This window comes from Vagococcus zengguangii, assembly GCF_005145005.1.
Lineage (GTDB): Bacteria > Bacillota > Bacilli > Lactobacillales > Vagococcaceae > Vagococcus_A > Vagococcus_A zengguangii.
Genome location: NZ_CP039712.1, coordinates 1,878,684 through 1,892,693, shown reverse-complemented (window position 1 = coordinate 1,892,693; position 14,010 = coordinate 1,878,684). Strand labels below are relative to the sequence as shown.

Annotated in this window: 16 protein-coding genes; 15 read left to right on the top strand and 1 reads right to left on the bottom strand. The window is 37.0% G+C overall.

Annotation, left to right across the window (positions count from 1 at the left end; all coding sequences use genetic code 11):
- Positions 1 to 30: 30 nt before the first annotated feature.
- Positions 31 to 603, bottom strand: a complete 573-nt coding sequence (locus FA707_RS08890) for a nucleotidyltransferase family protein (protein ID WP_136953897.1) — start codon at positions 601 to 603, stop codon at positions 31 to 33.
- A gap of 156 nt (positions 604 to 759) precedes the next feature.
- Between FA707_RS08890 and FA707_RS08885 the strand changes: the two genes are divergently transcribed.
- The 15 genes from FA707_RS08885 (at position 760) to FA707_RS08815 (ending at position 13,985) form a co-directional block, all read left to right on the top strand.
- Positions 760 to 1,758: a Gfo/Idh/MocA family protein gene (locus FA707_RS08885; RefSeq protein ID WP_136953896.1), complete on the top strand. Its 999-nt coding sequence runs from the start codon at positions 760 to 762 to the stop codon at positions 1,756 to 1,758.
- Between the two features lie 13 nt (positions 1,759 to 1,771).
- Positions 1,772 to 3,001 carry a DEAD/DEAH box helicase gene (locus tag FA707_RS08880; protein ID WP_136953895.1) on the top strand — a complete coding sequence of 410 codons (1,230 nt, stop codon included), beginning with the start codon at positions 1,772 to 1,774 and terminating at the stop codon, positions 2,999 to 3,001.
- Between the two features lie 38 nt (positions 3,002 to 3,039).
- A complete protein-coding gene (locus FA707_RS08875; RefSeq protein WP_136953894.1) occupies positions 3,040 to 5,703 on the top strand; it encodes a sigma-54-dependent transcriptional regulator in 2,664 nt (887 codons plus the stop codon).
- Between the two features lie 198 nt (positions 5,704 to 5,901).
- A complete protein-coding gene (locus FA707_RS08870) occupies positions 5,902 to 6,222 on the top strand; it encodes a PTS sugar transporter subunit IIB (protein ID WP_136953893.1) in 321 nt (106 codons plus the stop codon).
- Positions 6,223 to 6,304: 82 nt separating this feature from the next.
- A complete protein-coding gene (locus tag FA707_RS08865) occupies positions 6,305 to 6,622 on the top strand; it encodes a PTS lactose/cellobiose transporter subunit IIA (protein ID WP_136953892.1) in 318 nt (105 codons plus the stop codon).
- Between the two features lie 33 nt (positions 6,623 to 6,655).
- On the top strand, positions 6,656 to 8,065 hold the full coding sequence (locus FA707_RS08860; RefSeq protein WP_136953891.1) for a PTS sugar transporter subunit IIC: 1,410 nt from the start codon (positions 6,656 to 6,658) through the stop codon (positions 8,063 to 8,065).
- A 121-nt stretch (positions 8,066 to 8,186) separates the two neighbouring features.
- Positions 8,187 to 8,405: a hypothetical protein gene (locus FA707_RS08855; protein ID WP_136953890.1), complete on the top strand. Its 219-nt coding sequence runs from the start codon at positions 8,187 to 8,189 to the stop codon at positions 8,403 to 8,405.
- Between the two features lie 36 nt (positions 8,406 to 8,441).
- The gene (locus FA707_RS08850) at positions 8,442 to 8,639 is read left to right on the top strand and encodes a DUF3188 domain-containing protein (protein WP_136953889.1); all 198 of its coding nucleotides are present in this window, start codon (positions 8,442 to 8,444) and stop codon (positions 8,637 to 8,639) included.
- Entirely contained in the window at positions 8,626 to 9,039 is a 414-nt protein-coding gene (locus tag FA707_RS08845; protein WP_136953888.1) for a DUF3284 domain-containing protein, read from the top strand. The genes FA707_RS08850 and FA707_RS08845 overlap by 14 nt, the downstream gene beginning before the upstream one ends.
- Positions 9,040 to 9,233: 194 nt before the next feature.
- Positions 9,234 to 9,554, top strand: a complete 321-nt coding sequence (locus FA707_RS08840) for a PTS sugar transporter subunit IIB (RefSeq protein ID WP_136953887.1) — start codon at positions 9,234 to 9,236, stop codon at positions 9,552 to 9,554.
- Positions 9,555 to 10,011: 457 nt separating this feature from the next.
- Positions 10,012 to 10,326 carry a PTS lactose/cellobiose transporter subunit IIA gene (locus FA707_RS08835; protein WP_136953886.1) on the top strand — a complete coding sequence of 105 codons (315 nt, stop codon included), beginning with the start codon at positions 10,012 to 10,014 and terminating at the stop codon, positions 10,324 to 10,326.
- 85 nt (positions 10,327 to 10,411) lie between these two features.
- A complete protein-coding gene (locus FA707_RS08830; protein ID WP_136953885.1) occupies positions 10,412 to 11,335 on the top strand; it encodes a DUF7916 family protein in 924 nt (307 codons plus the stop codon).
- 426 nt (positions 11,336 to 11,761) lie between these two features.
- The gene (locus tag FA707_RS08825) at positions 11,762 to 12,085 is read left to right on the top strand and encodes a PTS sugar transporter subunit IIB (protein WP_136953884.1); all 324 of its coding nucleotides are present in this window, start codon (positions 11,762 to 11,764) and stop codon (positions 12,083 to 12,085) included.
- Between the two features lie 55 nt (positions 12,086 to 12,140).
- The gene (locus FA707_RS08820; RefSeq protein ID WP_136953883.1) at positions 12,141 to 12,455 is read left to right on the top strand and encodes a PTS lactose/cellobiose transporter subunit IIA; all 315 of its coding nucleotides are present in this window, start codon (positions 12,141 to 12,143) and stop codon (positions 12,453 to 12,455) included.
- A 96-nt stretch (positions 12,456 to 12,551) separates the two neighbouring features.
- On the top strand, positions 12,552 to 13,985 hold the full coding sequence (locus tag FA707_RS08815) for a PTS sugar transporter subunit IIC (protein ID WP_136953882.1): 1,434 nt from the start codon (positions 12,552 to 12,554) through the stop codon (positions 13,983 to 13,985).
- Positions 13,986 to 14,010 lie beyond the last annotated feature (25 nt).

Genomic DNA, 14,010 nt, shown 5'->3' with positions numbered 1-14,010 from the left:
TTAGAAATAAGTATGCTATCTCACTTATTTCTAATTGGGGGCTTTTTTATATTGTATGTTTGTCCATAGGTCGTGCCAGCCCTTATTTTTGACTCGCGCGTGATAAACCGACATCCGCTCGGCATCCTCAGCAAAGTATGGTGTTGGTCGCACGATAAAACTTACTAAATCTTCGATACCATGTGGTGTGTAGAGTTCTAATTGTTTGGTTTCAGGGTGTAGGCGCGCGCCAATTGCTGTACATGTTTCAGGAAACTTAGCAATCGCATCACGTGCATTTTGATACATCGGCGTATTTGGATTGTGTTGGTGCATATAAACTTGATTTTTTAACTCCCATTGATACGTGGGATGTTGTTGTTTTAGATTGGCTTCGATCAATAGTGTTTGTTCATATGAAATAGCTGGATCATAGAAGACCACATCGACATCACGCATTGTTAAATCAGGGGTCAAATGCCCGCTTAAGTAATCCCACACACCATTTCTAATTGTCCCTGCACATAACCAACAATCAGGTAATTCTAATCTATCAACTATTGTCAAAATTTCACGTAACGTAGGCTGTTTCCACAATAATTTAGCAAGGTCTTCCTTATTCATCAACTTTTATACACTCCGTTTCTTGTTTATAAAACTATCTTCCTATCATAACATATTCTCTCCATAATTCGTGGAAGGGCTTGATTTGATTATCTTTTTTATTCACTCGTAAATTAGTGTATAATAAAGAGAATAACAATTAGAGGAGTGTGCCTTATGTTAAAACTAGGAATTATCGGTACGAACTGGATTACCCATCAATTTGTAGGTGCGGCGATTGAAACGCAGCAATTTGAATTACATAGTATTTATTCTCGTTCGGTTGAATCGGGGCTTAAATTTGGTGAAACGTATCAACAAACAAATGTGTACACTGATTTATCCGCTTTTTTTGCAGATGAAGCGTTGGAGGTGGTGTATCTTGCATCCCCTAACAGCATGCATTATGAACAAGCCAAACAAGCCTTATTAGCAGGTAAGCATGTGATTAGTGAAAAACCGGCCGTTTCACGTTTAGTTGAATTAGAAGAATTACATCAGTTAGCAGATACGCAAGGCGTTTTCTATTTTGAAGCAGCGCGTAATATTCATGAAGAAAATTTTAAACAAGTCGCAGAGATGATTCCGGCATTAGGGCCAATCGTGACAGCGAACTTTAGTTATATGAAATATTCATCACGTTATGACCAAGTAGTGGCAGGCGAAGAGCCAAATATTTTTTCACCAAAATTCTCCGGTGGTGCGTTGATGGACTTAGGCATTTACCTTGTCTATTCAGCGGTTGCTTGGTTTGGTAAGCCAGAAGAAGTGCATTATTTTGCGCGTAAATTACCAACGGGTGTTGACGGGGTCGGTCATATGATTTTCCGTTATCAAGACTTTGACGTCAACATGATGACAGGGAAATCAAGTACAAGTTTCTTACCTTCAGAAATTATTGGTCATACGCAAACTATTAGTATGAACGCGACCAATAGTATCGAAGAAATTTCGTTATACGATCATACAACGGGTGAAATGACTGCGATACCAGTCGTAAAAGAAGACAATCCAATGGTTGAAGAGGCGCGTACGTTTGCTCAGTTGATTAATCGTGATGACTTACAAGATGCGACTTATCGTGAATTACTGGACGTTATGCATACGGTCCATGAAGTGATGGAAGACTTAAGACTGCAAGAAGGCATTACCTTTGCAGCAGACATTAAAGAATAAAGGAAAATAAAAAATGAAGTTAACGCAATTAACACAAGCTTGGCAAGAACAATGGCAAGCCAAAAAATTTCAGGAACCAACAGCTATTCAGCAACAAGCCTATGAACCATTAAAACAAGGCGAACATATTTTAGGGGTTTCACCAACCGGAACAGGTAAAACGATTGCTTATGTTTTACCGTTATTAGAACGTTTAGAACCCAAAGAGGGTAATCAATTACTCGTATTATTACCAACACAAGAATTAGCGATTCAAGTAACTGACGTGATCCGTGAGTGGATTGGTGCGGTGGATTGTAGTGTTCAACCACTGATTGGTCAGGCCAACATCAAACGTCAAATTGAAAAATTAAAAGATAAACCAGAAGTATTAGTGGGAACACCGGGACGAGTTTACGAATTAGTCCAACAGAAAAAAATAAAAGCTCATCTATTAAAGACAGTCGTGTTGGATGAAGTTGATCAATTAATTGCCCATTCGGAATTGAATGCGGCTCAAAATATTTTGAAACGTCTGCAACAACAGACTCAATTAGTTGGGATTTCAGCGACAGGTCAAACCGTTGAGGCTGGTTTTAAGGAATTAGTCCGTCGTGACTTCAGGTTGATTGATGTGACGAACGAGCAAGCAGAACAAGCAGCCGATGTCCTACACGGTTACATTCGCACACCACTTCGTAAACGCGGCAGCGTGTTGAAGAGTTTAGCTCATGTTGACGGGATGCGTGCGATTGTCTTCTTTAACGAAGTCCAAGATATGGGATCTGTTTCAGACAAATTAACGTATGATGGCGTAGCCAACGTGTCGCTTGCATCTGATCAAAATAAATTCGAACGTCAACGTGCTATCCAAGCATTTCATGAGAAAAAAGTGCCGTTTTTATTAACAACCGATCTAGGGGCACGTGGTTTGGACTTCCAAGAAGTTGATTACGTGATTCACTATGATGTCCCTTATGGCGTTGAAAGTTATGTACACCGTAGTGGACGTACAGGGCGGATGAATCGTGAAGGGAATGTCTTGACCTTATTAAGTGACCACCAAATGAAAGACTTGAAAAATGTTAGTCAACGACCAAGTGCTGATCTGCACGAAGTGTTCTTATATGGTGGGAAGTTATCACTAACTGAGCCAACGAAATTAACTGATTCAGCAAAAATAAAACCAAAAAAAGATAAAAAAGATAGCAAAGCGAAAAAAACTCCGGCTAAAAATAAAAAGAAAAAAGCGAAAAAGAAATAAATAGGTAGTGAACGTTTTGTCGTAATTGGAGGAATCAAATGAGAAGCCGAAAAGAACAAATTTATCAATTTTTAAGTCTGCATGTTAGTGGGTTAACTGCGAATGAAATTGCGAGCCAAATGGAATTGGAACGTAGCAATGTGAGCCGCTACTTAACGGAACTATATAAAGAAAAACGCGTGTTTAAAAGCTCTGGTCGTCCCGTTGTTTACAGCGTGAATATTGCCAAACAAGAGCCTGAAAAATACACGGTTTCGTTTGATGATTTAGTAGGGTCGAGTGATTCGTTAAAAATCAGCATCCAGCAAGCTAAAGCGGCGATTCTATATCCTCCAAGAGGATTACACACGATTATTTTTGGAGAAACAGGGACAGGGAAATCATTATTTGCCGAATGTATGTATCAATTTGCGATTAGTTCTCAAACGTTATCTGAGGAAGCACCGTTTATTTCATTTAACTGTGCGGACTACGCTCAAAATCCCCAATTGCTTTTCTCACATATTTTTGGGGTGAAAAAAGGAGCCTATACGGGGGCAGATAGTGACCGTCCTGGTTTGCTATCTCAAGCAGATGGTGGGATTTTGTTCCTAGATGAGATTCATCGTCTACCACCAGAAGGACAAGAGATGTTGTTTACCTTTATTGACAAAGGTGAGTTTCGTCCGTTGGGGGAAAGTACTGAAGTGCATCACGCCTCTGTTCAAATTATAGGGGCAACCACTGAAAGTTCTGAAGTCTTTTTAACAACCTTTAATCGTCGTATTCCGATGTCGATTACGTTACCAGCACTTCGTGAACGTTCGTTAGATGAGCGTTATGAAATCGTAACATTGTTTATCAAACAAGAAGCAGATCGTTTGAATCAAAAAATTGTGATTGAACGTGATGTGTTGCTAGGATTCATGTTGTATGATGCTGAAGGAAATATTGGACAAGTCAAGCGTGATTTGAAGTTGGTTTGTGCTAAAGCGTTTCTACATTATCGTACACATGGTGAAGCCTATTTGACTATTAAACAAAATGATTTACCGCTAAACGTTCAAAAAGGTTTGTTACGTGTCAAAGATTTACCAGATCACTTTGAGCGTGCCATTGATAAGAATAAACAACATCTAACCTTCGAGCCAGGTGCTAAAGAAGTCGTTTGGCAACAAGATCCTGCTCGTGATATGGGAGTTTATCAAACCATTGAAGACCGTGTGAGTGATTTAAAACATCAAGAAATTGAAGAAATCGATTTAGAAAAATTAATTGAAGCGGATGTTAATCAATTTTTTGAAGCTTATATGGATGAATTAGCCAGTTCGACGATTCATCGTGATTTAATTCCTGACAATATTTGGAACTTAACGAATCGATTATATGATATTGCTGAAGAAAAGTTAGACCGAGTTTACAATGAAAAAGCGCGTTTTGCGTTTGCCCTTCATTTGCAAGGCACACTTGAACGTATTCGTGAGAAGCGTCTCATTGTTCATCCTAGTCTAAATGATGTTCGTATTAACTATCGTGAAGAGTTTCAAGTAGCGCTTGATTTATCTGCAATGATTGAGCATGAACTTGCGTTACAAATTCCATTTGATGAAATTGGCTTTATTACCATGTTTTTATCGGTTGATTTAACCGAAGCAGCTAAGACTCAAACGAATGATGTACAAGTCATTTTACTGATGCACGGCCAATCGACTGCTTCAAGTATGTTGGAAGCAGTGCAAGAATTGCTAGGAACAAAAACGGGTGTTGCCTTCAATATGCCATTGACGATGGAAGTTCAAACGATGTATGAACAAGTGAAAGATTATGTCTTGAATCATAAAGAAGAGATGCGTAGTGGCATGTTGTTATTAACGGATATGGGTTCTTTGAATACCTTTGGCAATATGATTTATGAAGAAACAGGTGTTAAAACACGTGCGATTTCGATGGTAAGTACGATGATTGTTTTAGAAGCCGTCCGAATGGTAAGTACGGGTCGAAGTCTAGAAGATATTTATCAAAATATTCAAGTGTCATTCCAATCGATTGTGCGTAATCAATTCAAGCCAGCTAAAGAACTTCCTAAAGCGATTGTCGTGACTTGTTTTACGGGTGAAGGGGTTGCTGCGAAATTATCAGAACGTATCAAACCTATTTTGAACGAAGAGATTGAAGTGTTCCAATTACAGTATTTGGAAAAAGAATCGTTTCGCTCTCGAATAGATGAACTGTTAGAAAACTATGATATTAAAGGAATTGTCGGAACAGTAGACGTGGAGTATCAGAATATTCCATTCTTCTCAGCTTTTGACATATTTAATAATCATGGGCTAACAGATTTGAAGCGTATAGCAGCTGATGAAGTTGAAATCGACCAAATGATTTATTCGTTAAAAGGTAGCTTAACGCACGTTGATTCCGTATCTGATTTACTCCATCTATTGCAAAGTATCGTTGAACACATTCAACGTGATTTAAAGATTATTTTAGAACCCGGTATTGAATCAGCGATTATGATTCATATTGCTTTCTTAATTGATGGCTTGAAGTCAGAAGAACGTCTAAGAGTGTTTAAAGATTTAGAACATTATAAGACGCAACACCGCATTGAGTTCAATGGTGTTAAAACTAAGATGATGCAATTAGAAAAACGTTATGAAATAGCAATTTCTGAAGATGAAATAGCCTATATCACGGAAATGTTTCTTGATAATGCATTGTAACAACTAAAAAAGGGATGTAAATTACACGCTATTAAACACTGTGTAATTTACGTTCTTTTTTTGTGTAATGGATAGATTGAGACAAAACGTTGACATGTAGACGTTTTCAATGAACGGATAGTTGGCACAAGAATTGCATTTATTAAAGTGTGAAACGTTATAATGTTATAAACTTATGAATTTTAAGGAGGGTGAAAGATGTCAAAGAAAACGATTATGCTAGTGTGTTCAGCAGGGATGAGCACGTCCATGCTAGTAACAAAGATGCAACAAGCAGCAGATGATCAAGGTATTGATGCTGAAATTTTTGCTGTAGGGGCCTCAGATGCGGATAATAATTTAGCGACAAAAGATGTGGATGTTTTATTGTTAGGACCTCAAGTTCGCTTTATGAAAGGTCAATTTGAAGCCAAATTAGCCGACAAAGGTATTCCGCTAGATGTTATCGACATGAAAGATTACGGTACAATGAATGGTAAAAATGTTTTGAACCAAGCGTTAGGGCTAATTGAAGGGTAGCGTTATTGGTAACAAGAATCAATCTTTTAAATGATTAAAAAAGATTGATTTTGGTCAAGAGAGGTTTAGGAGGTTTTACACAATGGATCAAGAATATTTAGAAGCGGTGATGGGCTTGATTGTCAACTCGGGCAATGCTAAGAGTGATGCAATGGAAGCTATCTATGCAGCAAAAGAGGGTAAGTTTGAAGAAGCTGATGAAAAAATTAAAGCGGCAGAAGCAGCCTTAGTTGAGGCGCATCATTCTCAAACAGGTTTATTAACAAAAGAAGCACAAGGGGAGAAATTGGAGATTACGTTATTAACGGTTCATAGCCAAGATCATTTAATGACGTCTATAACATTTACAGATTTGGCAAAAGAACTGGTTGATGTGTATCGTAAACTATACAACGGTTAGACACAACTAAATTAAATAATAGGAGGATTTTTTATGAATGCATTAGTTAGTTGGATGGAAAGGTATATTTTACCGGTAGCTGCAAAAATCGGTTCGCAAAAACACTTAGTGGCACTGCGTGATGCGTTTATTAGTATGATGCCGGCAACAATGGCAGGTTCAGTAGCGACGTTACTAAACGCATTTTTACGTGATTTCCCAAATACTTATATTACAAAGGGTCCATTATTTTTAGAAAATGATCCTGGTGGTTACACCAACGTTATTACCAAATATACATCAGCAATTATTTCGATGAACGGGATTGTTTGGGGCGGTACATTAGCGATTATGGCGGTGTTGTTTGCAGTTACATTAGGTTATCAAATTGCTAAAGCGTACGATGTTGACCCATTATCAGGCTCTATTGTGTCATTAGCAGCGTTCTTAATGGGGATTCCTCAATCAGCAACAGCGACGTTAACTCTAACAGAAGCTTTACCAGATAAAGCAGCTGAATTATTAACAGCAGCAGGCGCTACGATTGATGGATTAAATGTCTCAACAGGTGCTTGGGGATACTTCCCATTCAGTCAATATATGGGTGGTACAGGATTATTTACAGCCATGTTATTTGGTTTTATCTCTGTTATTATTTTCTCTAAATTAATGAATAAAAAGATTACAATTAAAATGCCCGATTCAGTACCACCGGCAGTATCAAAAGCTTTCGCAGCAATTGTTCCTGGGGTAGTGGCTTTATATGCATCAAGTTTAGTCTATGATTTATTCCAAAGATTTGTCGGTATGCCGATTATTGACTGGATCTCAGAATCTATTCAAAAACCATTATTACAACTTTCTCAAGGTTACGGTGCGGTAGTAGTTATTGTATTACTTATTCATATTTTATGGTTCTTTGGTTTACACGGTACGAATATCATGTCACCTGTGTTACAATCAGTCTATGGAACAGCGATGGTTGATAATACTAATGCCTTCCAACAAGGGGAAGCAATTCCTTATAAATGGGTGGCCGGTTCATTTGAAGCGTTCGTATGGCCGGGGGGCGCAGGGGTTACGCTAGTGCTGTTAATTGCTGTGCTATTGTTCTCTAAACGTTCAGATTATCGAACAATTGGTAAATTAGCGATTGGACCTGGATTATTTAATATTAACGAACCAGTGATGTTTGGTTTACCAGTAGTATTAAACCCAATCATGATTATTCCATTCATTTTAGCACCATTAGCAACAGCTACAATTGCTTACTTTGCAACGATTGCGGGCTTAGTAAAACCGGTTGTTGTAAATGTTATTTGGGTAATGCCTACCGTTTTAAGTGGTTTCTTAGCAACAGGTGGCGATTGGAAAGCGATTGTGTTAACTATTGTTAACTTAGTCGTAGCACTTGCAATTTGGGCGCCATTTATCATTGCTGCTAACAAAATGGCTGAAGAATAATTAAATTAATTTAATTTAAACATTATTATAATAGAAGAAACTAACTAGTTACACCACAAAACTTGCAGGAAGTGGCGTGGTGTGTGCTAGTTAAATTGATAAACAAGAAGGAGCGATTAAGATGATTGCAATTGACGTAGCAATGCAACAAGATAACGTGATTGCCTTATTAGAAGGTCTATCTGAAGGGATTACGTACAAGTTTATTGAGAAAAAAGGAATTAAATTAACGTTTGAAGTGGCTGGGGCAGAACCAGAAGCAGCGGCAAAAGCAGCGAAAGAAGCGATTAAATCAGAACCTTGGGGAAAAGTACTTTACTTTCAATGCAATGCTATGTAATAACTAATTATTAAAAAATGAAGGAGCAGATGATAGATGATGATGAAAAACGGTTTAGCCTTAATTAGTTTAGGTTGTTTATTATTTATGTTTAGTGTGAATCCAAAAACCTTGAAATACGATTTTTTATTAATGGCAACGGCTGTTTCTCTAATCGTTTTAGGTGCTGTTTTGGCGTATAAAGGCAACAAAAATGCGAAAAAGGCTGAGGTGAAGCAACATGAAAATCGTTAAAACCTTAAATATACCCGCCGATTTTTTTTACCAACAAGTGATTAATTCAGTAGTGTTTGACATTCGTAAGAGTACAGGTGAAACAATCAAACCTCATCAATTAGCCAATTATAGCTATGTTAAAGAGTTCTCTAAAAATAGTCGGGCGCGTATCACCATTGAAGAAGCCAAAACGAATGAATGTTATCGATTTAATACTTCAACTATTCGTAATGAGTTTAATGTCGTTTACCAAATCAAGCCCACATCTGATCAACAGTGTGAGGTGACTTATACAGAAGAGATGACTTCACATGGACTTCTACAAAAACTTAATGATAGTTTATTTGGTGTTGTGATGACGCCTTTTAAGAAGAAACAACTAGTTAAAATGTTAGAAGCAATGGAAGCTTCGTATTAGAAATCTAGAGTGAAAATTTGATATTGTGAAAGAATATACACACAAATCTTTGTGTGTTTTTTCTTTTTGAACAGAGTGTAATTTTATTTCGCTAGAAAACGTTATTATTCCGGCATTTCTTTTCGATAATAGTTGGCACACAACTTGCATATATAAAGTATGAATAAAAAATAAAGATTTTGGGGGAATTACAAATGTCTAAAAAAACAATTATGTTAGTATGTTCAGCAGGAATGAGTACGTCTATGTTAGTAACAAAAATGCAAAAAGCAGCGGATGAGCAAGGCTTAGAAACAGATATCTTCGCAGTATCAGCATCAGATGCAGATAACAACTTAGCAGCTAAAAATGTTGACGTCTTATTATTAGGACCTCAAGTTCGTTTCATGAAAGGTCAATTCGAAGAGAAGTTAGCGGATAAAGGGATTCCTTTAGATGTAATCGACATGAAAGACTACGGTATGATGAACGGACCAAACGTCCTAGCCCAAGCCTTAAAATTAATCGGAGAGTAAAGAAAAGTGCTTGAGTGAGCGCTTATCCCCGGAAAATAATGAAAACCATTCAAAAATAGCTTCTTATATTTTTGGAATGGGAGGTATTATTTTCGAGGGGATGCTCAGGAAAGCCGGATTAGATAAAGTGCTCACGGTCGCGTTTAACTTTTGAGTAATATGCGCACGATGACGAAAATTGCGAAGCGATTTTTGAGAATCGTGACATATTACCGAGGAAGTTGCGACCAAAAGCCGGATTGAGAAAAGTACTTGAGGGTGCGGGTTGCTTTTGAGCAATATGCGTGGGATGACGAAAATTGTACAACAATTTTTGAGAGTCACAACATATTGTCTAAAAAGCAGCACCTAAAAGCCGGATTAAGAAGATTCCTTGAGGGTGTTCATTAGTGTTTCAGTTATAGAGACACCCTCATTCTTTTTAAAATATTATTAAAAATAAAAAGGTGGAAAAATAATGGATCAAGAATATTTAGAAGCAGTCATGGGATTAATCATTAACTCAGGAAATGCTAAAAGCGATGCAATGGAAGCTATCTATGCTGCGAAAGCAGGAAACTTTGAAGAAGCAGACGCGAAAATTAAAGGCGCGGAAGAAGCATTAGTTCAAGCGCATCATTCTCAAACAGGCTTATTAACGAAAGAGGCACAAGGCGAGAAGTTAGAAATCACTTTATTAACGGTTCATAGCCAAGATCATTTAATGACATCAATCGCTTTTACTGATTTAGCGAAAGAAATCATTGACTTACACCGCAAAATTAGCGAATAATACAATCCCTGCACTTCAGCTAAAAGGTTGGTGTAGGGATTTCTTCATAAACATTGAAATAAAAATAAGTAAAGGTGGGAAAATAATGGTCAAACGATTAATTAGTGCTAATGCAAGTGACATTAGCAAATTTACAAAGGAAGACTTAGTACAAAGTATTAAAGCTAGTGAAGGACGCGTTATTCTAAGTGAAAATGTCGTCATGCATGAACCAATCGTTGGTGATATTACATCAAGTGAGTTAGCACGAGCTTATGGTGCGGATATGATTTTATTAAATGGTTTCGATGTTTTTGAACCGATTATATTAAGTTTATATGAAGGACAATATGCGGCATGGAATGCTAAACCTAATGACAACGCAATTCGTGATTTGAAAAAATTAGTGGGACTGCCAATTGGTGCTAACTTAGAACCTGTTGATCCAAACGCTAATATGACATCGGATGTCATTGAAATTTCTAAAGGACGTACGGCTTCAGCTGAAACATTCAAACGTGCCAATGAAATTGGGTTAGATTTTATCTTATTAACAGGTAATCCGGGAACAGGTGTCACCAACCAACGAATTGCTGAAAATATCAAAATCGCTAAAGAGCATTTTGATGGTGTGATAATTGCTGGTAAAATGCATAGTGCTGGCGTAGATGAGCCAGTCGCAAGTGCTGAATCGGCCAAACAGTTCGTCGAAGCGGGGGCGGATATTGTGTTAGTGCCAGCTGTAGGTAGCGTTTGGGGAATTACTGAAAAAATGGTAGCTGAAGTGGTCGAATACTGCCATAGTCAAGATAAATTAGTGATGAGTGCGATTGGAACGTCTCAAGAAAGTTCTCATCCAGATACTATTCGAGACATTGCGTTACGTAATAAAATATTAGGGGTTGATATTCAACATATTGGTGATGCGAATATGGGATTAGTCGGCATAAAAAATATTAAGGAACTATCAGATGCAATCCGCGGTGAACGTCATACTGTTTCACGTTTTGCTCGCTCAGTAAATCGTTAAAAAGAAGTATTATATAGAAGAAAATGAATAAAAATAGTTGAAATAAGACATAGGCCTGAATCCTATGTCTTATTTTTAATGATATTTTTTTAAAGTTGTATTTTTTTGTTATTATATAAAAGGTTAATTTAATGAAAATAAATTGACGAAACACATTGTAAATATCAATAAATAACTTAATGGATATCTTATTTTTCTGACAAAGCTTTTAAATATAGCGTTTTGTTTCGAGAAACTATCGTTAAATAACAAAAAGTACACACAAATTATTGTGTGTACTTTTTGTTTAGTATATTTGTGTAAGCGGATTTTTATTGAAAACGTTGTTATAATAACGTTTTCAATAAAAATGAAAGTTGGCACGGCTCTTGCTTATATAAGAGTGAGAATAATAAAAAATTAATCATATCTTAGGAGGATTTTAAAATGGCAACAAAAACAATTATGTTAGTATGTTCAGCAGGAATGAGTACGTCTATGTTAGTAACAAAAATGCAAAAAGCAGCAGATGCTCAAGGATTAGAAACAGATATCTTCGCAGTCTCAGCTTCAGATGCTGACAATAGCTTAGCTGCAAAAAATGTTGATGTTTTATTATTAGGACCTCAAGTACGTTTCATGAAAGGTCAATTCGAAGCTAAGTTAGCAGACAAAGGTATTCCATTAGATATTATCGATATGAAAGACTATGGCATGATGAACGGCGAAAATGTTCTAGCACAAGCGTTAAAATTAATCGAAGGTGCGTAATCCATCAGCTGATTAATTATTAGAACTATAGAGATAAAAAGGTGGATCAAAATTTATGGATCAAGAATATTTGGAAGCAGTGATGGGGTTAATTATTAACTCTGGAAATGCCAAAAGTGATGCAATGGAAGCAATTTATGCCGCTAAAGCAAGTAACTTTGAAGAGGCAGATGCAAAAATCAAATCAGCTGAAGAAGCGTTAGTTCAAGCGCATCATGCTCAAACAGGTTTATTAACAAAAGAAGCACAAGGTGAAAAATTAGATATCACATTGTTGACCATACATAGTCAAGATCATCTAATGACGTCAATTGCTTTTACTGATTTAGCTAAAGAGATTATTGATGTTCATCGCAAAATTTCAGCGTAATTAAAAAGGAATGATAGGTTTGTTGGTAGGTTTTAATTAGGTTAATAATCAATCGAAAGATTATTAAAAAATAGAAAAGTTTTGGGAGGGAAAAGCATGAATGCTTTAACAACATGGTTGGAAAGATATATTCTTCCAGTCGCAGGTAAAATTGGTAATCAAAAACATTTGGTTGCACTAAGAGATGCCTTCATTGGTACCATGCCAGTAACAATGGCAGGGTCTATGGCGGTGTTAATTAACGCAATTATTCGTGATTTACCAACACAGTTTATTGACGGTTATGACGCTAATACTATTCCAGTTTTTAGAGAAATTATTGGAATTAATGGTTATGTATGGAATGGGACGTTAGCGATTGCCGGTTTGATGTTTGCTTTCTCATTAGGTTACAACATTGCACGTGCTTATGGCGTGAATGATTTAGCCGGTGGATTAGTTTCAGTAGGAGCTTTAATTCAAGGGATTGCTTTCTCAGCACCAGCTTCAGTTCAAGTTCCTCAAGGGGAGTTAGGTACTAAAGCAGTCGATGCATTAAAAGCAGTAGGAGCAGCAGTTGATACAGTCGAAGTAAAAGACGCAGCAACAGGTGCTGTCACAGTATTTGACCAAGTAACAAATAGTGCTTGGGGTTGGTTAAAACTTGATCATTTAAATGGTAATGCGTTCTTCACAGCAATGATTTTAGGTTTCGTTTCTGTTGTTATTTTCTCTAAATTAATGAACAAAAACATTACGATTAAAATGCCAGAACAAGTGCCACCAGCTGTAAGTAAAGCTTTCGCAGCGATTATTCCAGCTTTAGTAGCATTGTACGTTGTAGGTATCTTCAACTACTTCTTTACTAAAGGAACTGGTATGTTATTCATCGATTGGGTACAAAAAACAATCGCTGAACCATTATTAGGTTTATCTCAAGGTTTCGGAGCAGTTATCTTAGTAACTATTTTCATCCAATTATTCTGGTTCTTCGGAATTCACGGTATGAACGTTTTAGCGCCAGTTTTAGAAGGAATTTGGGGAGTTGCTCAAATTAAAAACGTTAACTTGTTTAACGAAGGTGGCGTTGAATTAGTTAAAGCTGAAGGTTATAAATGGGTACGTGGTTCATTCGATGCATACACAATGTTCGGTGGATCAGGTGGTACGATTGTCTTAATTATCGCGATTTTAATGTTCTCTAAGCGTGCTGATTACAAGACTATCGGTAAATTATCATTAGGACCTGGTATCTTCAACATTAACGAACCTGTTATGTTTGGTTTACCAATCGTGTTAAACCCAATTATGTTCGTACCATTCTTATTAGCACCATTAGTAACAACAGCAATTGGTTACTTTGCAACAACAATGGACTTAGTAAACCCTGTTTCTCAACAAGTAGTATGGGTAACACCACCATTACTATTATCATTCTTAGCAACAGGAGCAGACTGGAGAGCACCAATCGTAACATTAATCTGTATGATTGTCTCATTCATCATCTATGCACCATTCGTTATCGCAGCAAACAAAATGGAAGAACAATAAAGTGCTTAAGTGAGCGATTATCCCC